The sequence below is a fragment of the Gordonia sp. DT218 genome (assembly GCF_049847105.1).
In the GTDB taxonomy this organism is placed as follows: Bacteria; Actinomycetota; Actinomycetes; order Mycobacteriales; family Mycobacteriaceae; genus Gordonia.
The window spans coordinates 70528-90699 of the sequence record NZ_JBNCNS010000009.1 but is presented as its reverse complement, the minus strand read 5'-3'; the positions used below and the strand labels follow the sequence as shown (position 1 = coordinate 90699).

Here is a 20172-nt window from a genome sequence, read left to right as displayed (position 1 = left end):
GGGGACAGGACCGGACTGTCAGCTCAGCGGGAGTTGCGCGACGAACGGGCCGGTCGGCTGCTGCGAACCACCGGGCGGCTCGACGCTGAACGCCAATGTGGTGGCGTCGCCGAGGTCCTTCAGTACCGCCGTCGTCGACGGCGCGACGTCCTTGTCGGTCATCGTGCCCGCCGACGACCGGCCGTCGGGGCCGACCAGCCACATCTGATAGACGGTGCCCGGCTGGGGCGGCGGCACGTCGTTCATCACCAGGACCCCGGCGTCCTCGGACGGGGAATACGTGACTGTGGCGCGGCCGGTTGCCACATCACCCGACGAGGTTCGGACGTCCTTCGCGGCGAACACCTGCTCGGCCGTCGGAGGTTGGGTGGGTTCGGTATCCGACGATGCGCCGATGACCCAGCCGATCGCGCCGACGGCGATCGCCACAATGGCGGCGGCCGCGAGATAGGCGACGCGGCGTCGTCGGTTGGGCAACGGGGTCACCGTCGCTGTCTCTGGGGTCTGGGTGGCCGGGGCCGGTCCCGATTGCGGCGAGTCGGCCTCGGCGCGTGCCGCGGCCAGGACGCGCTCGCGCAGCGTCTCTGGCGGTGACACGGCGGTCGCGTCGCTCACCCGGGCCATCGCCTCGCGGGTGGCCTGGACCTGCCGGTGGAATTCGTCGCGGATCGCCGGCGATGCGCCGTCGGCTTCGCGGGTCACCTCGTCGAGTTCGGGACCGTGCACGGCATTCAGACCCACCGCGGGTGCGAGGTCGAGGAGTTCGTCGTCAGGCATCGCGATCCCCCAGACACCGGCGGAGCCGTTTCATGCCATCTCGAATCCTCGACTTCACGGTCGGTAGCGCGACGGTGAGGCGCTCGGCGACCTCGCGGTACGACAGACCGTGGTAGTAGGCGAGATCCACCGATTGACGTTGGACGTCGGTCAGGGTCTCCAGACAGCCGACCACCTCGCGCGTGGTCTCCCGGGTGGCCACGGCGTCGACGACCTGATCGAAACTGGACCGGGTGTCCTCGAGGCCGTATGCGACATCGCGTCGGGTGGCCGCGGATTCGGAGCGTACCCGGTCGACGGCCCGGCGATGCGCCAGCGTGATCAACCAGGAAAGGGCCGAACCGGCCTGGGGATCGAACGAACGCGCCGACCGCCACACCTGCAGGAAGACCTCCTGCGTGGTCTCTTCGCTGTAGCCGGGATCGCGCAGCACGCGCAGGACCATGCCGTACACGCGGTCGCAGGTGAGGTCGTAGAACCGGGCGAACGCATCGGCATCCCCCGATCCGATCCTGTCGAGCAGCGCGGGCAGCGCAGCGACATCGGATGCGGAATCTGCAGTCACCGCGAGCGCTCCGTCGTCATCGTCGATCAGCCTATCCGGCCGATGCCGGGTCCTCAACGATTCGAGCGGTGTCATGGCAGGGTCCGCCGGGGTGGTCGCGGCAGGAAGTAGGACGTCCGCTCCTGGTAGGCGGCGTAACCGGGCCGGCGGCTCATCGATTCCTCCAGCAGTCGCGCCCCGGTGGCGTACACGAGGAAATAGGTCATGGCGACGGGCGAGAGCACGGTGAGCACTCCCGGCCACGCACTCGCCGCGACGAGCCACAACCCCCACCACACGCTCGCGTCGCCGAAGTAGTTGGGATGGCGCGTCCACGACCAGAGCCCGCGGTCCATGATCTCGCCCTTGTTGGCCGGGTCGGCCTTGAACCGGCGCAGCTGGGCGTCGCCGACGGTCTCGAAGGCCATGCCGAGCACCCACAACCCGCTTCCGACGACCAGCACGACGATCCAGATCCCCTCGGTGCGTCCGACCACTGCTGACACCTGGATCGGCAAGGACACGAACCACTGGGAGATGCCCTGGGTGGCAAAGATCTTGCGGGCCACGACGCCGAGTCCGTCGCCGCCGGAGCGCGACAGCAACTCGGTGTAGCGCGGATCCTCGCCTTTGCCGGCGGACTTCACGTACATGTGCCAGGTCAGTCGTGAACCCCACACGGTCACCAGCACCGCCAGCAACCACCGGCGACCCAGGTCACCTGGCCCCAGAATCAGCGACAGCACAGCGATCCCGACGAATCCGAGCCCCCACGCGACGTCGACGACGTTGTAGCGACCGATGCGATGACCGATCGCCATCGTCACCCCGTGCAGGACGGCGAGCAGGATCAGGGAGGCGCCGGTGAGTACGCCGAAGGCGGCCCAGCCGTGCAGTCCGGAGATCATCGCGTGTCCCGCTGCTCGCCGTCACGGGCGAACACCAGCTGGTGCACATCCAGGTAGCCGGATCGGAAACCGGCCTCGGAGTAGGCGAGATAGAACTCCCACATCCGCATGAAGGTGCTGTCGAAACCCAGTTCCGCAACGTCGTCGTGACGGCCGACGAACCGTTCGCGCCACAGGCGCAAGGTCTCGGCATAGTGGTCGCCCATGGCCTGCACCTCGACCAGACGAAGGTCGGTGTGCCGCCGCGTCACCGAGTCGAGGGCGCGCAGCGATGGCAGCTGCCCGCCCGGGAAGATGTACTTGTGCACCCAGGTGTAGGTGTTACGGGAGGCCGACATCCGGTCGTGGGGCATGGTGATCGCCTGGATCGCCACCCGGCCGCCGGGAGCCAGGATCCGGTCGATGGTCTGGAAGTACACCGGCCAGTACTTCTCACCGACGGCTTCGATCATCTCCACCGACACGACCGCGTCGAACTCTCCGTCGACCTGCCGGTAGTCGAGGAGGTCGACGGTGACGCGGTCGGCGAACCCGGCGTCGGCCACTCGTTGCCGGGCCAACTGTTGTTGTTCCACGGACAGTGTGACCGAACGGACGACGGCGCCGCGAGCCGCGGCCCGCAGGCACAGTTCACCCCAACCCGTCCCGATCTCGAGGACCCGACTACCCGGGCCGACACCGGCGAGGTCGAGCAGCCGGTCGATCTTGCGTCGCTGCCCGTCGGCGAGGTCCGCCCACGGTGGCCGGGTGCCCGGCGTCAGATTGTCGAAGAAGGCGCTCGAGTAGGTCATGGTGTCGTCGAGGAAGGTGGCGAACAGGTCGTTGGAGAGGTCGTAGTGCCGCGCGATGTTGGAGCGCGTGTTGGCGGCCGTGTTCTCTTCGGAACTCGGTTGGCTCGGCAGCACCGCGGCCCGCAGGATCTGTAGCGGCCGGGGGATGAGGCGTGCCATCCGGGCAGCGAACGGGGTGAGGACACCGACGAGATCGTCGGTGGTCCAGTCCCCGGCCATGAAAGCCTCGCCGAATCCGATGAGACCGTCGGCGCCGACGCGACGTGCGAAGGCCTCCGGTCGCCGGATGATCATCCGGGGCTGGATGCCGGAGCTCCGCAGCCCCGACAACTCGCCGTCGGGGTACTCGACCCGGACGTCCACGCGGCGCGAGGCGTGACGGAACAGCCATGCCGCGGCCGAGCTCCGCAGGGCCACGGACAGTCCGTCGGGCACGCGGGCGACATCGGGCCATCGCGCCGCCTCGTCGGGTGGGAAGTCGTTGGGGAAGTTGCGAATCGGGGCGTTCATCGTCGTTCCTTCCGGCCGGAGGCGGTGGAGATGGTGGTGGTATGTGGGTGGTCGGGACGGCGGATCACCGGCAGATGCTTGAGCCACAGCCGGATTCCGTGCCAGCGGATGCGCGCGGCGACGACCAGTGGCGCGAGTGGAGTGCGAAGCTGGGTGGCCAGAATGGCGTCCGTCCGGGCCGGGCGGGCGCGACCCGACAGGGCGGCGACGAACGGATCATGGCCGTCACGTTCCAGGGTCACCGACACCGCGATCCGGCCGTCGGCTGTCGGCGGAGGCATGTGAAGCCGGTACGTACCGCTCACGTCGTTGAACGGCGACACATAGAACTCCTTGTCCACCTGGGCATGTCCGTCGTCGTCGGGGGTGACGACGTAGGTGTGTCGCTCCCCGTAGGTGTTGTGCACCTCGGCGACGACGCACGCCGGGGTCCCGTCGGGGTGGTGGCACCAGAACACGCTCAGCGGGTTGAACACGTAGCCGGCGACCCGCGGTGAGAGCAGCGCGACGACCTGGCCGGCCGGCGGTGTGACACCGGCCGAGATCAGGTGGTCGGTGAGACGATCACGCAGGGTCTGCCCTGCGATGGGTGTCTCCGGGAAGTGGTCGGCGGCGTCGAAACGGGCGAAGGGGCGCAACGGCTTCGCCGGCGACGGCAGGTGATCGATGTCGATCAGCCACGACGCGCTTCGGTAGACGAACGCGTGGCGGATCGGAGTGGTACGGCTGTGTGAGATTCGGGTGGCCACCACCGCAGGCGTCGGACACGAGATGCCGACCCCGCGACCGTGCACAGTTTCGCGTCGATCGGGCGCAGAATCTCGCCGATCGTGCGCAGTTTCGCGTCGACTGTGCGCACGGCGGTCTTCCGTCGCCCGCCCGACGGAAATCTGTGCACGATCGACGAAGATCTGCGCACGGTGGGCGAGATTCTGGGCCCGATCGGCGAAAAACTGCGCCCGGTCGGCGAGGGAGGCGGGGTGGTCGGGCCGGGTGCGCTGAGCGGAGGTGTGCGATGCGTTGGTCATGCCGTCACCTGGGTTGGGGAGGTCTGCCAGGCCACGCCGAGGCGCTCGGCGGCGCGGGCACCGGAGAGTGCGCCGTCTTCGTGGAACCCCCACCCATGATAGGCGCCGGCGAAGCGGATCACCTCCGTCTCGGCGTCGGGGAGCAGCGCCTGGGCGGCAACAGATTCGGTGGTGTAGACGGGGTGCTCGTAGGTCATCTCGGTGATCACCGACGACTCGTCCACGAGGTCGGTTCGACCGAGCGTGACGAGCATCCGGGGCTGCGTCGTCGGGAGGCGCATCAGTCGGGTCATGTCGTAGGTCACCGCGACATCGGAACCGTCGTCACGGATCTGGTAGTTCCACGACGCCCGGGCCGGTCGGGCGCGGGGGAGAAGTGAGGTATCCGTGTGCAGCACAGCTGGTTTCGAGGAGTATCGGATCGCGGAGAGCGCGCGCTCCTGTGCGCGGGTCGGTTCGGTCAGCATGGCCAACGCCTGATGCGGGTGCGTGGCGATCACCACGGAGTCGAACCGTTCGGCGCCGATGGCGTCGGCGGCGATCTCGACGCCGCCGTCGACCGGCGTGACCGAGCGGACCGGTGAGCCGGTGTGGATCGTCCCGCCACGGCGGACGACGCCGTCGGCGATCTTCTCGACGTAGCGGGCCGAACCGCCCACCACCGTTCGCCAGGCGGGCGACCCGAACACCGACAGCATGCCGTGATGGTCGAGGAAGGTGAACAGGTAGCGGGCCGGGTACTCGGCGGCGACCTCGTCGTCGCACGACCAGACCGCGGCGACCAACGGCAACAGGAAGTTCTCCAGGAAATAGTCCGAGAAGCCCTCACGGACGACGAACTCACGCAGCGGTTCGTCCGAGTCGGGGACGTCGAGGAGCCGGCGCGCCGCGCGGTGGAAGCGCATCACCTCGCCCAGCATCATCAGATAGCGCCCGCGGGTCAGTGTGCGCGCGGTGGGGAAGATGCCCCGCACTCCGAGCGCGCCGGCGTACTCGAGTCCGGTGATCTCCGACCGGACCGACATCGACATGTCGGTCTCCTGGGTGGCCACCCCCAGCTCGTCGAACATCCGCACGAGGGTCGGATAGGTGCGGTCGTTGTGCACGATGAAGCCCGTGTCTACCGAGAGCACCTCGCCGTCGGGCATGGTGACGTCGTGGGTGTGGGCGTGCCCGCCGAGCCGGGAGTCCGACTCGAACATCGTGACCCGACCCTGCCCGGACAGCAGGTGGGCGGCGGTCAGTCCGGACACGCCGCCACCGATGACCGCGATGGACCGGGACGGTGAAAGGCTCATGTCCGGTGTTCGGAACTACCAGCAGTTCGGATGGGTCGGACAGGGCCGCCGAACGGCCCGGGAGGTGTGAGAGACGTCTCGTCAGTAGACGGGGCGTTGTGCCGGTGGCGGGCCGGCGGGCAGGTACTCGTCCTTGGAGACGATCTTGGCGCCCAGCGGCAGCAGCGAGACCGGCACCATCTTGAAGCTCGCGATACCCAACGGGATGCCGATGATGGTCAGACACATGGCGATTCCGGTGGCGATATGGCCGATCGCCAGCCAGATCCCCGCGACGATGAGCCAGATGATGTTCCCGATCAGCGACATCGCCCCGGCGGTCGGTTTGCGTACGACCGTCCGGCCGAACGGCCACAGCGCGTAATTCGCCATGCGGAACGAGGCGATTCCGAACGGGATGGTGATGATCAGGATGCAGCAGATGATCCCCGCCACCACGTAGCCGATGGCCATCCACACGCCACACAGCAGCAGCCAGATCACGTTGAGAACGGTCTTCATGCCATCATTCTCCGCTACCGCGGGGCCGCAAGTCGAGAAACCGATCGTGCCCGTTCGTCGTCGACGGGTGCCGGGCCGTTCACGCGGTTACCCTGACGCCATGGGCGATCGGGGACGCGAAGCCGTGTGGGCGGTGATCACCACGCTCGTGCTGGTGGTCCGCATACTCGCGACGATCGCCCTGGTGCTGTTGGCCATCGGATGGGTGGTGGTGGCCGTGCGGGGTTCGTTGCTCAATGCCTACCTGTGGCCGACGGTCATCACCGCGGGCGTCCTGCTGGTGAGCACCTACCTCTACAGCTTTCTGCGCGCCCGCTACCCCCGGCGCAACGGATGGATTCCGTGAGGGCGTCCGGGGGCCATCGGGCGCGTCGTCAGGCGGACCGACCGAGGATGGCGAGTACGCGCGCCTGGCGATCGGCGCCCGCGGGTGCCTCGACACCGGATCTGCACACTCCGTCGCCATAGAGCGCGGGGCCGAAGCCTGCGGCCGCGGTCTCCATCATCTCGAGTTCGGCATCGGTGAAGCGCAGTTCGCGGCCGGTGGCCGAGGCCACATCCCACCGGTGGGCCACCATGTCGAAGCCGTAGAAGCGCAACAGGGTCTCGCCGACCGTCGTCGGGCCGAAATGGCCGTCGAAGGGCATGGCGCCGACGGCCGGATCGGCCAGTCGGTCGGCGACGGCGGTGCGGTGCGCCCGCCACGCGGCGGCCGGGTCGTCGAGGTCAGGGGCCTCGCCCAGGTCGATCTCGTGTCGGGCGATGAAGTCGCGCTGGGTCTCGATGACGTGGCCGACGACGTCACGCGCAGTCCAGCCCTCGCAGGGGGACGGTGCCGCCCACAGGTCGGACGGAATCTCGTCGAGGACGTCGCCGAAGCCGGTCGCCAGCCGGGCATATTCGGTTGTGAGGGTCTGGGTGATGTCGGATGAAGTGGTCATGATGGAAAGGTACGGAGAACGACCGGAGTGGGGCTTGATGAAATCCGACAGATCAGGTGAGTCCGCGACACGCATCGACGACGTGGAGCGTGCACACCTCGTCGACCCCGACGACACGTCGTTCGCGATCGGGCGCTGGGCTCCATCGCCGGATCTCACGGACCTCATCAGACGATTCTGGGTGCCGACCTGGTCGGTACCTGCAGGCCGATCGGCACCTCAGCGGGTCCTGCAATATCCGGTGTGTCTGATGGTGGTCACCGACGACTACGCACGCTTCTACGGGGTCAACACCGGGTTGTCGGAGACGGTGCTGACCGGTCGGGGATGGGCGATCGGGACGATGTTCGCCCCGGCGGCCGGTGCGCTGATCACGGGCGGCCCGGTCGCCGACTGGACCGACCGGTTCGCCGACCTCACCGAGGTGGCCGGCGCCGACGGGTCAACACTCACCGCGAACATCCGTTCGGTGATGGCCGCCGATCCGAACGATTCCGCGCGTCAGCACGAGGCCACCGACCTCGTCGAGGCGTGGATCCGTCCCCGCCTACCTGCCGACGACGACGGTCTGCTCATCAACGCCGTCGTCGAGTTCGTCGAGAACGATTCGACGGTGACGTCGGTGACCCAGATCTGCGACCGATTCCACCTCACCGAACGCAGTCTGCAACGACTCACCCAGCGTCGACTGGGGCTGACGCCGAAATGGTTGATCCAGCGGCGCCGGCTGCAGGAGGCGGCCGAACGGCTCCGCGGATCGGGGACCACCCTGGCGATGATCGCGGCCGAACTCGGTTACGCCGACGAGGCACATCTGGTGCGCGATTTCCGCACGGTGACGGGCATGACGCCTGGACGGTTCGGATCGCGGTTCGACTGACGTTCCCGCAGGTGGCGGCACCCCTGCACACGTGCGCCGGCCTCGACGATCTCGGCGGCGCGCTACTCTGAGCGCAGAGAGGTCCTGTTGTCGCAGTCACAGACGGAGCGACACGATGGGACCGGGTGAGGCGATTGACGGAGGACGTATGAGCGATTCTGCCTCGGCGTCCTCGCGCGTGCGCCGAGCGTATGAGGACTTCCTGACGGGGATCACGCCACCGGCGGACTCCGTCCGGTCACTGGTGCGCGATTCATGGGTCCGCTCGGTCACGAGGGGCGTCAATCCCACGGTGTCGGCGCCGGAGACAGATACCGCGTCGATGACGGCGGCGGAGTTCGTCGAGTACCGCGACGCCCATCCGATCACCGCCGTCCGACCGCTCGTACAGTCCCTCATGCTCGACGACATCGCCGATTCGGGCGTCGTTGTCGCGCTGACCGATCAGTCGGGCCGGCTGCTGTGGGTCGAGGGAGCGACGGATGCGCGGGACAAGGCCGCGAACATCAACTTCATCGAGGGCTCGTTGTGGAGCGAGGAGGTCGCCGGCACCAACGCACCCGGACTCGCCCTGGCGGTGGACCGCGGTGTGCAGGTTGTGGGTCCGGAGCACTTCGCCGGGCCGGTCCAGGAGTGGAGTTGCGCGGCCGCGCCGGTGCACGACCCGATCACCGGTCATGTCATCGGTGTCATCGACGTGACGGGCGGCCGCGAGGTCGCAGCGCCCTTCGCGCTGGCCGCCGTGCGGTCGGTGGTGGCCGCTGTGGAACGCGAAATGCAGTCGCGAGCAGTCGATCTCGCTGATCCGGCCACGTTCGTGGCGCCTGGTGGTGCCCGTCTGACCGTGCTGGCAGGCAACACCCTTCGATGGCGTCGCGAGGGCGATGCGACCGGTGAACGGACATTGTCCCGACGGCACGCGGAGATCCTGTTGCTGCTCCAGGCATACCGCGAAGGTCTCAGTACCGAGCAGCTCGCGACGCTGCTTGCGGAGGATCCCCTCGATCCTGTGACGGTGCGCGCCGAGATCTCCAGACTGCGTAGGGATCTGGGCAATGATGTGGTCGAGTCCCGGCCATACCGGCTGACCGTCGACCTGATCTCGGACGTCTCCGAGATCCGGGATCGTGTCGCCGGTGGCGACCAACTCGGCTCGGTGATAGACGAACTCGGCCGTGGCGGTCTGCTCGCCGAATCGTCGGCGCCCGGGATCACGGAACTGTTCGAGGAGATCAGGGAGGACGTTCGGTCCCGGGTCATCGCCGAAGGTGATGTGGGTGTCCTCCGCACGTGGACGTCGTCGGCGCACGGTCGCGACGACTTGGCCGCATGGCGGCGTCTCGAGCACCGCCTGGCGCCCGGACACCCAGACCGCGCTCTCGTCGGAGGCCGGATCCGCTTGCTGGACAGGCGCTACGGCGTCTGATCCGGTTGCGGCTGCGGGGTCCGATCAGGACTTGCGGCGGGCGTGCAGCACGACGTCGTGGGTGTGTGCGCCACCGCCCGCTGCGACCCCGCGTTCCCTGGTCTCTTCGGTGACGGTGGTCCAGCCGTCGCCGAGCAGCGCCGCGATGTCGCCGGGCTGGAAGTAGTCGTCCGGGTTGCGCCCGTGTGCGCGAATGCCTTCTGCCTCATGGGACACCACCAGGAGATGGCCGCCCGGACCGACGGCGTCGAGGATCTTCCCCATCGTGCGGTCGTCGGAACGTGCGATCGGGAAGTACTGAAGTGAGACCAGCCCGAACTCGACGCCGGGGATCTCGTCCTCGGTGAGGTCGGCCTGCAGCCAGGTGATCGACTCGCGGGCATCGGTCTCGCGGGCGCGGTCGATGGCGACCTGCGAGATGTCGACGGCGGTCACCTGCCAGTCCCGGTCGGCGAGCCATCGGGCATCGGCGCCTTCCCCGGACCCCACGTCGAGGGCCGTGCCCGGCGTGACGTCGGAGACCTCGGCGATGAGGGCGGGATTGACGTCGGCGGTCCAGAGCCGATCCGCACTGCGGTAACGCTCATCCCATTCGGCTGCGCCGTCAAAATCTGACCCGCTCGCTGCGCTCCCGGCGTCGTCAAAATCTGACCCGCTCGCTGCGCTCCCGGCGTCGTCAAAATCTGACCCGCTCGCTGTCTCACTCATGACCCGACCGTACCTGTCGGACCCGCATGCGAACATATGTTCTATGCGCATCGAGCGGAAGGAGCGTCCGGAAGCGACGATTCTGCATGCTGACCTGGACTCCTTCTACGCCTCGGTCGAACAGCGCGACGATCCTGAACTCCGCGGCCTGCCGGTGATCGTCGGCGGCGGGGTCGTTCTCGCCGCAAGCTACGAGGCGAAGGCGTGTGGGGTCCGGACACCGATGCCCGGACGGGAGGCCCGGGCCCTGTGCCCACGTGCAGTGGTGGTCCGTCCCCGTTTCGACGCGTACATGGAGGCGAGCCGCGCCGTCTTCGAGATCTTCCACGACACCACCCCCATCGTCGAGGGGATCTCGGTCGACGAGGCCTTCCTCGATGTCGGCGGACTCCGCCGCGTGAGCGGGACACCGGCCGAGATCGGGCAAAGGTTGCGGGCGCGAGTGGCGACCGAGGTCGGCCTGCCGATCACCGTCGGGATCGCGCGGACGAAATTCCTCTCGAAGGTCGCCAGCGCGGTGGGCAAGCCCGACGGGTTGCTCGAGGTGGCTCCGGGCACCGAGCTCGCATTTCTGCATCCACTCCCGGCGCGGCGCCTGTGGGGCGTCGGCGCGGTCACCGAGGCGAAACTCGCCGACGCCGGGATCACCTCGGTCGGCGACCTCGCCGCGTTCGGGGAGCACGGACTCTGCGGACTGCTGGGGCCCGGCACCGGGCGTCACCTGTACGCGTTGTCGATGGCTCGGGACCCGCGGCGAGTCGAGACGGGGCGTCGCCGGCGATCGATCGGATCGCAGCGTGCACTCGGGCGCAGACCGAAGACCGAAGCCGACCTCGAGGCGACCCTTGTCGCGATAGTCGAGCGCCTTGGAAAACGTCTTCGAGGTGCCGAACGTGTCTGCCGCACAGTCGTTCTGCGACTCAGGTTCGACGATTTCGCGCGTGCCACCCGATCGCGCTCCTTCCTCGAGTCGACGGACCGGACGGACATTGTCATGGCTGTCGCGCGCGGGTTGCTGGCCGATGCGATGCCGTTGATCCGGGAGCGCGGCTGCACGCTCATCGGGCTGTCGCTGACCAACCTCGACGACCACGACAGTGTGCAGCTCGCATTGCCCTTCGATTCCGACCGTGGTGTCGAACTCGACATCGCGATGGACCTCCTGCGTAACCGGTTCGGGCGCGACGCGGTGACCCGGGCGGTCCTCGTGGGTCGCCACCACGGGGACGACGCCCCGATGCTGCCGGACTGACCCGCCGATCGGGCGCAACCCGCCGATCGGACGCCGCAACCCGCCGATCGAGCTTGTCGAGATCACGAGCGGGGTCTCGATGCGCCACTCACTCCGTTCGCGGCTTACTCGACCGGCAGAGGGTTGGGGGACCGCTTACTCGACCGGCAGAGGGTTCGCGGCTTACTCGACCGGCAGAGGGATGGGGGACGTGCGCAAAATGCGCAAAAGACGACTTATGAGCGCAAGCGTGACTGTGACGTGGGTTACCCGAAGACTGCTCCTGTAACGGCTGGCATGACAGTTCGGCGACCCGGCGGCCGTTCCCCACACGCAGAAAGAGCATGACAAATGTTGGTAGCACTCGGCCTCGCAATGGTGGCCACCTTCATGTTCCTGATCATCACCAAGCGCGCGACCCCGGTGGTCGCGCTGATCCTGGTGCCGGTGGCGTTCGGTCTGTTTGCCGGGGCCGGCCTCGACATCAGCGACATGATCACCGACGGCATCAAGGAACTCGCCCCGACGGCGGCGATGCTGTTCTTCGCAATCATCTTCTTCGGCATCATGATCGACGTCGGACTCTTCGATCCGGTGGTCCGCCTGGTGGTTCGGATGGTCCGCAACGACCCCGCGCGACTGGTCGTCGGCACGGCGGTGCTGGCGATGGTGGTCTCCCTCGACGGGGACGGGTCGACGACCTTCATCATCACCACCGCCGCCCTGCTCCCCCTGTATCTGAAGTTGGGCGTGAGTCCGGTGGTCCTGACCGTGGCCGCGGGCCTGGCCAACGGGACGATGAACATCCTTCCGTGGGGTGGTCCGACGGCCCGCTCGGCGAGCGCGCTGAAGATCGACACGAACGCGGTGTTCCTCCCGATGGTCCCCGCATTGATCGCCGGTCTCGTGGTGGTGCTGCTGTTCTCGTACCACCTCGGCGTCCTGGAGCGGCGCCGTATCGGGCAGATCGAGATCAGGGATTCGATTCTGATGCCGCGCGAGGAGGTCCTGGTGGCCGCCGGTGGCGGCGCAGGCACCGACGTCCCGCCGACCTCCCGTCGACGCCACGCGAGCGTACCGGCAACGGGTTCTGCCGCAACCTATTCTGCGGGTTCGGGCGACGGCACGTCGAAGGACGACGAGCCGGACGATGAATCGAACTTCACCGGCGTTCTCGATCCGAATCGTAAGACCCTGCGCCCCAAGCTGTTCTGGGTCAACGCCGGCCTGACCGTCGTCCTGCTCGCCGTGCTTGGTCTCGACATCGTGGCCATTCCCGTGCTGTTCATGATCGCCACCGGTATCGCGCTCGCCGTCAACTTCCCGCACGTGAAGGATCAGCAGGAGGCGATCACCCGGCACTCGTCGAGCATCGTGTCGGTGGTGGCGATGGTGCTCGCGGCCGCGGTGCTGACCGGTGTGTTCAGCGGGACCGGCATGGTCGATGCGATCGCCCACTGGCTGGCCTCCGGAATCCCGGACTGGATGGGTCCCCACATGGCGGTCGTCATCGGCGTCCTCTCCATCCCGCTGACCTTCTTGATGAGCAATGACGCCTTTTATTACGGGGTGCTGCCGGTGATGTCGGAGACCGCGACCCGCTACGGCATCGACCCTTCGGAGATGGCCCGGGCGTCGATCACCGGTCAGCCGTTCCACATGCAGAGCCCGCTGGTCCCGGCGATCCTGCTGCTCGTCGCACTGGCCGGGGTGAGCTTGGCCGATCATCACAAGAAGGTGCTGTGGCGAGCGGCCGCGGTGTCGATCGTGATGCTCGTCGTCGGGTGCCTGGTCGGCGCGATTCCGTTCTGACCTGATCCGGCATACCGACGCCTAGGCTGACCGCATGCGATTGCGAACGCAGGTTCTCCTCCTGCAACTCGCCGTCATCGCGATCAGCCTGAGCGTCGGTTTCGGGCTGGTGATTTCCGGATCGGATGATCGCGTACGGGAGGAATACGCGCAACGCGCCCTCGCGATCGCACAATCGGTCGCCGCCGACTCCGACGTCCAGAGTCAGGTCGCGAGCCATCGAGGTGCTGCCGTCGACCATGGCGAACTCGTATCCGGGCCGCTGCAGGCCGAAGCGATCGCCGTGCAACAGCGGACGGGTGCACTGTTCGTGGTGATCGGCAACGACAGCGGGGTCCGGCTCGCACATCCGGAACCCGACGAGATCGGCAGGCAGGTCTCCACCGACCCGTCGAACGCGTTGGCGGGCAACGAGGAGGTGAGCACCGACCGTGGCACTCTCGGAGAGTCCGTCCGCGCGAAGGTGCCGGTCTACGACGACGGGCGGGTCGTCGGCTTCGTCAGTGTCGGGGTGTCGACGGCACGGCTGGCCGGCGAGACCCGCCGCGACACCGTGGCAACCGTCCTCATCGCCTTGGTCGCGCTCGCCGTCGGTGCGGTCGGTTCTGCCCTGTTGGCCCGACGATGGCGCCGACTGACGCTCGGACTCGAACCCGACGAGCTCACCGAACTCGTCCGGCAACAAGGCGCGGTCCTGCACTCGATGGCCGACGGAGTCCTCGCCGTCGACAGCACGGGGATCGTCCGGGTCCTCAACGACACGGCCCGGCGACTGCTCGACCTCACCGATCCGGTCGGCCGGAACGTCGACGAGCTCGGGCTCTCGCCGCGCGTCCGCAGTGTGCTCGATCAACCGATCGCCGAGCCCATCGCCGCCACCGTCGGAGATCGGGTGGTGCTCGTCAGTTCGCACACCGTGGAGGCCGACGGACGTGACCTCGGCATGGTGATGTCGGTGATCGACCGGACCGACGTGGAGCGACTCACCCGAGAGGTGGACTCGATCCGGGCGATGAGTACCGCCTTGCGCGCGCATCGCCACGAGACCGCCAACCGGATGCACGTGCTTGCAGGGTTGTTGCGCCACGACCACACGGCCGAGGCGATCGCCTACCTCGACGAACTGAGCGGCGCCGGTCCGCGGAGTTCTCGGCTCGAGGGACTCGACAACATCGGCGAACCGCATCTGCAGGCGTTTCTCGACGCGAAGGCGGCCCACGCCCGGGAGCGCGGGGTCACCTTGCGGCTCGGTGAACAGACCTGGGTGCAGGGCGCTCTGCGGGATCCGGTGGTGGTGACGACGGTGCTGGGCAACCTGGTGGACAACGCGATCGAAGCGAGCGCGCCGGGTTCGGCGAGTGCCGGTCGAGATGAGCGGCAGGCCGTCGTCGAGGTGGAGGTGCTGACCGACGGCGACGACATGTTCATCACGGTCAGCGATTCCGGCCCCGGACTCGGCGTCGACGATCCGAACGTGATCTTCGACGAGGGCGTGACCACCAAGGTCGACCCGGGTGTGCCCGGCGGCCGGGGGGTGGGGTTGGCGCTATCTCGGCAGGTCGCGAGGCGCATCGGAGGAGACATCTGGGTGGCGGACCCGGGCGGCCGTGCGGGTGCTCTCGGCGACGACGGGGTCGCTGTCGGCGGGGTGGAGAATGAGCTCGCGGGTGCGGTCCTGGTCGCTCGCCTGCCGGCCGTGATCAACACCGGTTCCGCGACGACCGACGACGAGACGAGCGGAGGTGGCGCAGATGGGTGACGACCTCGGTGTCCTCATCGTCGACGACGATTTCCGGGTCGCCGCGTTGCACGCCACCATCGTCGACGCCGTGCGCGGGTTCCGTGTCGTCGCGCGGGCGGGCAACATCGCCGCGGCCCGCGCCGCCGTCGCCGATCATCCCGACGTCGACCTGGCGTTGCTCGATGTGTATCTGCCCGACGGCTCGGGTATCGACCTCGTCGCCGAATTGCCGTGCGACGCGTTCATCGTCGGTGCGGAGACGGATGCGGCCGCGGTGCGCCGGGCGATGCGTGCCGGAGCGCTGGCCTACCTGATCAAGCCCTTCGACGACACCGAACTCGCCAGGCGGTTGGCCGGCTACGCCCAGTACCGGCGCGTCCTCGCCGCCGACAACGTCGATCAGCACGCCGTGGATTCGGCGCTCTCGGCATTGCGATTCGGCACCCGAGGATCCGATCGACCGGACGCGGGCTCACATACCGAACAGCGCATCCTCGAACTGTTCGCAACCGCCGGCGGGCCGCTGTTCGCCGACCAGGTGTCGGAGGCGGTCGGTGTCTCGGCGGCCACCGCGCGTCGTCATCTCGCACATCTGGTGTCCGCGGGGCGGCTCCGGATGTCGCTGCAATACGGGAGTACGGGGCGGCCACGACAGGAGTACCGGCTGTCGGGCTGACCTGGGGACTTCCGTCGACCGCGATGAATTCGACGGGCCGGGCCGGTCTGCACCCTCAACGACGTTTCCGAGACGAGTGGAAGGGCGCCGCAATGGGATTGCTCGAAGGCAAGGTCGCGATGATCACCGGCGGTGCCCGCGGACAGGGTCGCGCGCATGCGCTGACCCTGGCACGCGAAGGCGCCGACATCGTGTTCTGCGACATCGCTGCACCGGTGTCGGAGGTGGAGTACGAGACGGCCACCCCCGACGACGTCGAGCGCACGACGCGTGACGTCGAATCGCTCGGTCGACGCTGTCTCGGCATCACGGCCGACGTGCGCGATCTGTCGGCGGTCGAGGGAGTCGTGGGCAGGGTGCTCGCCGCCCATGGCCGGATCGACGTCCTGATCGCCAACGCCGGCATAGCGAGCAGTGGCCCGATCGCGACCATGTCGGCGCGGCGCTGGCAGACGATGATCGACGTCAACCTCACCGGGGTCTTCAACTCTTTCCGGGCCGTCCTGCCGCACATGATCGAGCGCCGGGCCGGGCGCATCGTCGCGACGTCGTCGAGTGTCGCGAAGACCGGCGCGACCAACTCGGGCCACTACGCGGCAGCCAAGGCCGGGGTCGTCGCGCTGGTGCAGTCGGTGGCCTACGAGGTGGCCGAATACGGGATCACGGTCAACGCCGTGCTGCCGTCCGGAGTGAACACGATGATGATCCACAACCCGGCGACCTACCGGCTCATCCGGCCCGATGTCGAGAACCCCGGCCGCGACGATGTCGAGGAGATGTTCGCGCAGGGGCGTCCGCGGCCGGGCTTGCTGGAACCCGACGATGTCGCGAATGCGGTGCTGTACCTCGTCTCCGAGCAGGGACGTTGCCGATCGGGCGATTCGATCTCGTTGTCCAACGGGATGGACTGAGAGCGGCGCCGAGCTCGCGGATTCGACGCAACCCACAAGAGTTTGCTGGACCGCACCTGATCGCCGGGCTAGAACAGTGGAGGGGGAGTGTCCGACGCCCGGAGCACACCGAAGGAGTCCTCGTTGACCGAGACCCGCACCGACCACGCCGCCTACACCGACGATGAGCTCGCCGCCGACCTCCGATGGTGGGCGGCCGCCAACTACCTGACGGTCGCGCAGATCTATCTGCAGGACAACGTGTTACTGCGCGAACCACTGACCGCAGACCACATCAAGCCGCGACTGCTCGGCCACTGGGGCACCAGCCCCGGACTGTCCGCGATCTACACCGTGCTCAATCGCGTGATCCGCGAAACGGATTCGGACTGGCTCTACGTCACCGGGCCGGGACACGGCGGGCCCGCGCTGGTCGCCAACGTCTATCTCGAAGGCACCTACACCGAGGTCTATCCGCACGTTTCGCGGGACGCGCGGGGAGTACTGAAGCTGTGCCGCCAGTTCTCCACCCCGGGCGGTATCCCCAGTCACGTCAGCGTGCAGACGCCGGGCAGCATCCACGAGGGCGGAGAACTCGGCTATGCCCTGGTGCACGCCGCAGGTGCCGCTTTCGACCATCCCGACCTCACGGTGGTCTGCGTCGTCGGCGACGGGGAGGCGGAGACCGGGCCGCTGTCGGGATCGTGGAAGATCCCGGCCTTCCTCAATGCCGCCCGCGACGGGGCGGTGCTGCCGATCCTGCATCTCAACGGCGCGAAGATCGCCGGACCGACCGTCCTCGGCCGCAGCAGCGACAGCGACATCGCCGACTATCTCGGCGGACAGGGCTGGACCCCGATGTTCGTCGAGGGTGATGACCCGAAGACCGTGTTCCGCGATCTGAAGTCGGCGATCGACCAGTCAAATCGGATCATCCGTGACCTCCAGGCCGAGGCGCGCGACGACGGGCCGTCGGTCGGCACCCGGTGGCCGGCGATCGTGCTGCGCACCCCCAAGGGCTGGACCGGTCCGCACGAGGTGGACGGCGAACTCATCGAGGGCACGCACTGGGCGCATCAGGTGCCGCTGTCGAGCGTCCGCGAGAATCCGGAACACCTGGAGATCCTGGAGACCTGGTTGCGGTCGTACCGGCCCGACGAGATCTTCGACGCGGCGGGTTCGATCGTCGAGGAGATCGCCGGGCTCGCCCCCGAGGGCGACCGGCGGATGGGTGCGACGCCCTATGCCAATGGCGGTCGGCTGCTGACCCCGTTGAAGCTGCCACCGATCGCCCGCTACGCACTCGAGGTCGACAAGCCGGGAGCGACGATCCACGAGACCACCCGCGTGCTCGGCGAGTACATGCGCGACATCTACTCCGAGAACTCGTCGTCCGACGACGACGGTGGTGCGTTCCGGCTGTTCTGTCCGGACGAGACCGCGAGCAATCGTCTCGCCGCGGTGTTCGAGGCGACCGATCGCTGCTGGCAACTCCCCACCAACGAGCACGACGACAATCTGTCCCAATCGGGACGAGTGATGGAGGTGCTGAGCGAACACCTGTGTCAGGGCTGGTTGGAGGGTTACCTCCTCAGCGGCCGGCACGGACTCTTCGCCACCTACGAGGCGTTCGCGATGGTGAGTGCGTCGATGGTCATCCAGCACACCAAGTGGCTGCAGCACGCCGCGACCCTGGACTGGCGTGAGCCGGTCGCGTCGCTGAACATCCTGTTGACCTCCACCTGCTGGCGCAATGATCACAACGGCTTCTCCCATCAAGGGCCCGGGTTGATCGACGCGGTGCTGCCGCTGGCACCCGACGTGGTGCGGATCTGGCTGCCGCCGGACTCCAATTCGCTGCTTTCCATCGCCGAACACTGCTTTCGCAGCCGCAACCACGTGAACCTCCTGGTCGTCGACAAACAGCCGCATCTGCAGTACCTCTCGCTCGACGAGGCCAACGACCAGGCGGCGGCCGGTATCTCGATCTGGCCGTGGGCGGGGACCGAGGGCGACAACGACGACGACCCGGACATCGTGCTGGCCGGCGCCGGTGATGTGCCCACTCAGGAGATCCTCGCGGCGGCCCAGATGCTTCGTGAGTGGGTGCCGTATCTGCGGGTCCGGGTGGTCAACGTGATGGACCTGATGTCGTTGCTGCCGCAGGCCGACCATCCACACGGGATGTCCGACGACGACTTCGTCGACCTGTTCACCCGCGACGGTCACGTGGTGTTCGCATTCCACGGATACCCGCGCGCGGTCCATCAACTCCTGCACGGGCAGCCCGACGCGGACCGATTCCACGTACGCGGATTCTCCGAGCAGGGCACCACGACCACGCCGTTCGACATGGTGGTGCTCAACAAGATGAGCCGCTATCACCTTGTCCTCGAAGCGCTCCGCCGATCGCGTCGGGTGCCCGAACGTTCCGAGGAACTCGTCGAGTTCTGCCACCGGCAGTTGGCCCGCCATCACGATCACGTCCGCGAGTACTTCGAGGACCTCCCGGAGATCCGGGACTGGACCTGGTCGTAGCGGTCGCGGCGGGGATCTCGATACGTCCTCGGCTGGCGCCTCGTCCTACTCGATCGGCGACGGGTGGCGCGGTTTGTTTGTCCGCTGGTCGATCGGGGAGGGGTGGCGCGGTTTGTTTGTCCGCTGGTCGAGTAGCCGACGAGCGTAGCGAGGAGGCGTATCGAGACCACCGCCCGCAACAGCCCGCTTACGGTGTTCGCATGACGATGAACGTGGACGCCACCAACCCCTCAACCGATCTCTGAGGAGCGAGGCGCCAGCCGAGCGTCACGAAGGGTGGAGACCTGATGCGCACTGCCGGTGTCGATCTCGCCGCGTCGCCGAAACGCACGGCGGTGGCGGTGCTCGACTGGGAGCCCGGTGCGACGCGGCTGGTGGACCTGATGCTGCCCGCCGATGACGCCCGGATTCGCGAGCTCGTCGACGGGGTCGATCGAATCGGCATCGACGCGCCGTTCGGCTGGCCGGACGCGTTCGTGGACATGGTCGTCGCGCAGCATCGGGGTGAACTCAGTGCCGGACGTGGACTCGACGACATCGACCGGCGTCGACCACTGGCCTACCGTCGGACGGATCGCGTTGTCGCGTCGGCGGGCTTCGGTAATCCGTTGAGTGTCTCCGCGGATCAGATCGCCCATGCGGCGTTCCGATGTGTGGGGCTGTTGGCTGACCTCGGCGTTACCGACCGGGTGCAGGGGTGGGCGGTCGAGGCGTATCCGGCTGCCGCGCTAAAGAAATGGGGAACTCACCTATCGCGGTTACAAGGGAGTCACCCGCCGGAGTGTGCTCGCCGCGTCGTATCGGTCCCTGGCCGAGCAGGCGCCGTGGCTGGATATGTCTGCGCACGAAGAGCTCATCGTCCACGACGACAACGCCTTCGACGCAGTCATCACCGCGCTGATCGCACGTGCCGCGGCGCTGGGCCGAACTCGTCTGACCGTCGCCGCTGCACCATCACGTTCGCGCTCCCTC

At 67.8% G+C, this 20172-nt stretch carries 18 protein-coding genes and 1 pseudogene; 10 read left to right on the top strand and 9 right to left on the bottom strand.

Annotated elements, in window-relative coordinates; all coding sequences use genetic code 11:
* Positions 1-18 precede the first annotated feature (18 nt).
* From ACPXCG_RS23430 to ACPXCG_RS23400, 7 genes are all read right to left on the bottom strand, one after another.
* The gene (locus ACPXCG_RS23430; RefSeq protein WP_425794763.1) at positions 19-777 is read right to left on the bottom strand and encodes an anti-sigma factor; all 759 of its coding nucleotides are present in this window, start codon (positions 775-777) and stop codon (positions 19-21) included.
* Complete coding sequence (gene sigK, locus ACPXCG_RS23425; protein WP_425794762.1) at positions 770-1342, bottom strand: ECF RNA polymerase sigma factor SigK; 573 nt, start codon at positions 1340-1342, stop codon at positions 770-772. The genes ACPXCG_RS23430 and sigK overlap by 8 nt, the downstream gene beginning before the upstream one ends.
* 71 nt (positions 1343-1413) lie before the next feature.
* Positions 1414-2229 carry a DUF1295 domain-containing protein gene (locus ACPXCG_RS23420; RefSeq protein ID WP_425794761.1) on the bottom strand — a complete coding sequence of 272 codons (816 nt, stop codon included), beginning with the start codon at positions 2227-2229 and terminating at the stop codon, positions 1414-1416.
* Complete coding sequence (locus ACPXCG_RS23415) at positions 2226-3530, bottom strand: class I SAM-dependent methyltransferase (protein ID WP_425794760.1); 1305 nt, start codon at positions 3528-3530, stop codon at positions 2226-2228. The genes ACPXCG_RS23420 and ACPXCG_RS23415 overlap by 4 nt, the downstream gene beginning before the upstream one ends.
* Positions 3527-4303 (bottom strand): DUF1365 domain-containing protein, encoded by a 777-nt coding sequence (locus ACPXCG_RS23410; RefSeq protein WP_425794776.1) that lies wholly within the window; start codon positions 4301-4303, stop codon positions 3527-3529. The genes ACPXCG_RS23415 and ACPXCG_RS23410 overlap by 4 nt, the downstream gene beginning before the upstream one ends.
* Positions 4304-4554: 251 nt before the next feature.
* Complete coding sequence (locus ACPXCG_RS23405) at positions 4555-5856, bottom strand: NAD(P)/FAD-dependent oxidoreductase (RefSeq protein ID WP_425794759.1); 1302 nt, start codon at positions 5854-5856, stop codon at positions 4555-4557.
* Positions 5857-5937: 81 nt separating this feature from the next.
* Positions 5938-6357: a YccF domain-containing protein gene (locus ACPXCG_RS23400; protein ID WP_425794758.1), complete on the bottom strand. Its 420-nt coding sequence runs from the start codon at positions 6355-6357 to the stop codon at positions 5938-5940.
* Positions 6358-6457: 100 nt separating this feature from the next.
* Between ACPXCG_RS23400 and ACPXCG_RS23395 the strand changes: the two genes are divergently transcribed.
* Positions 6458-6703, top strand: a complete 246-nt coding sequence (locus tag ACPXCG_RS23395) for a hypothetical protein (RefSeq protein ID WP_164310322.1) — start codon at positions 6458-6460, stop codon at positions 6701-6703.
* A 28-nt stretch (positions 6704-6731) separates the two neighbouring features.
* On the opposite strand, the gene ACPXCG_RS23390 is transcribed toward ACPXCG_RS23395, so the two are convergent.
* Complete coding sequence (locus ACPXCG_RS23390) at positions 6732-7298, bottom strand: TIGR03086 family metal-binding protein (protein ID WP_425794756.1); 567 nt, start codon at positions 7296-7298, stop codon at positions 6732-6734.
* A gap of 37 nt (positions 7299-7335) precedes the next feature.
* On the opposite strand from ACPXCG_RS23390, the gene ACPXCG_RS23385 reads away from it, so the two are divergent.
* Positions 7336-8178: a helix-turn-helix domain-containing protein gene (locus tag ACPXCG_RS23385; RefSeq protein ID WP_425794754.1), complete on the top strand. Its 843-nt coding sequence runs from the start codon at positions 7336-7338 to the stop codon at positions 8176-8178.
* A 148-nt stretch (positions 8179-8326) separates the two neighbouring features.
* Positions 8327-9604 (top strand): GAF domain-containing protein, encoded by a 1278-nt coding sequence (locus tag ACPXCG_RS23380; RefSeq protein WP_425794753.1) that lies wholly within the window; start codon positions 8327-8329, stop codon positions 9602-9604.
* Between the two features lie 24 nt (positions 9605-9628).
* On the opposite strand, the gene ACPXCG_RS23375 is transcribed toward ACPXCG_RS23380, so the two are convergent.
* Positions 9629-10312 (bottom strand): class I SAM-dependent methyltransferase, encoded by a 684-nt coding sequence (locus ACPXCG_RS23375; RefSeq protein ID WP_425794751.1) that lies wholly within the window; start codon positions 10310-10312, stop codon positions 9629-9631.
* Between the two features lie 43 nt (positions 10313-10355).
* On the opposite strand from ACPXCG_RS23375, the gene dinB reads away from it, so the two are divergent.
* The 7 genes and pseudogenes from dinB to ACPXCG_RS23340 form a co-directional block, all read left to right on the top strand.
* On the top strand, positions 10356-11564 hold the full coding sequence (dinB, locus tag ACPXCG_RS23370; protein WP_425794749.1) for a DNA polymerase IV: 1209 nt from the start codon (positions 10356-10358) through the stop codon (positions 11562-11564).
* Positions 11565-11894: 330 nt separating this feature from the next.
* A complete protein-coding gene (locus ACPXCG_RS23365; RefSeq protein ID WP_425794747.1) occupies positions 11895-13355 on the top strand; it encodes a CitMHS family transporter in 1461 nt (486 codons plus the stop codon).
* A gap of 34 nt (positions 13356-13389) precedes the next feature.
* Positions 13390-15114 carry an ATP-binding protein gene (locus ACPXCG_RS23360; RefSeq protein WP_425794745.1) on the top strand — a complete coding sequence of 575 codons (1725 nt, stop codon included), beginning with the start codon at positions 13390-13392 and terminating at the stop codon, positions 15112-15114.
* Positions 15107-15772 carry a response regulator gene (locus ACPXCG_RS23355; protein ID WP_425794744.1) on the top strand — a complete coding sequence of 222 codons (666 nt, stop codon included), beginning with the start codon at positions 15107-15109 and terminating at the stop codon, positions 15770-15772. The genes ACPXCG_RS23360 and ACPXCG_RS23355 overlap by 8 nt, the downstream gene beginning before the upstream one ends.
* A 92-nt stretch (positions 15773-15864) precedes the next feature.
* Positions 15865-16683 carry a mycofactocin-coupled SDR family oxidoreductase gene (locus ACPXCG_RS23350; protein ID WP_425794742.1) on the top strand — a complete coding sequence of 273 codons (819 nt, stop codon included), beginning with the start codon at positions 15865-15867 and terminating at the stop codon, positions 16681-16683.
* Between the two features lie 123 nt (positions 16684-16806).
* The gene (locus ACPXCG_RS23345; RefSeq protein WP_425794740.1) at positions 16807-19200 is read left to right on the top strand and encodes a phosphoketolase family protein; all 2394 of its coding nucleotides are present in this window, start codon (positions 16807-16809) and stop codon (positions 19198-19200) included.
* A 287-nt stretch (positions 19201-19487) separates the two neighbouring features.
* A pseudogene (locus ACPXCG_RS23340) lies at positions 19488-20136 on the top strand (DUF429 domain-containing protein); the annotation flags it as partial.
* Positions 20137-20172 lie beyond the last annotated feature (36 nt).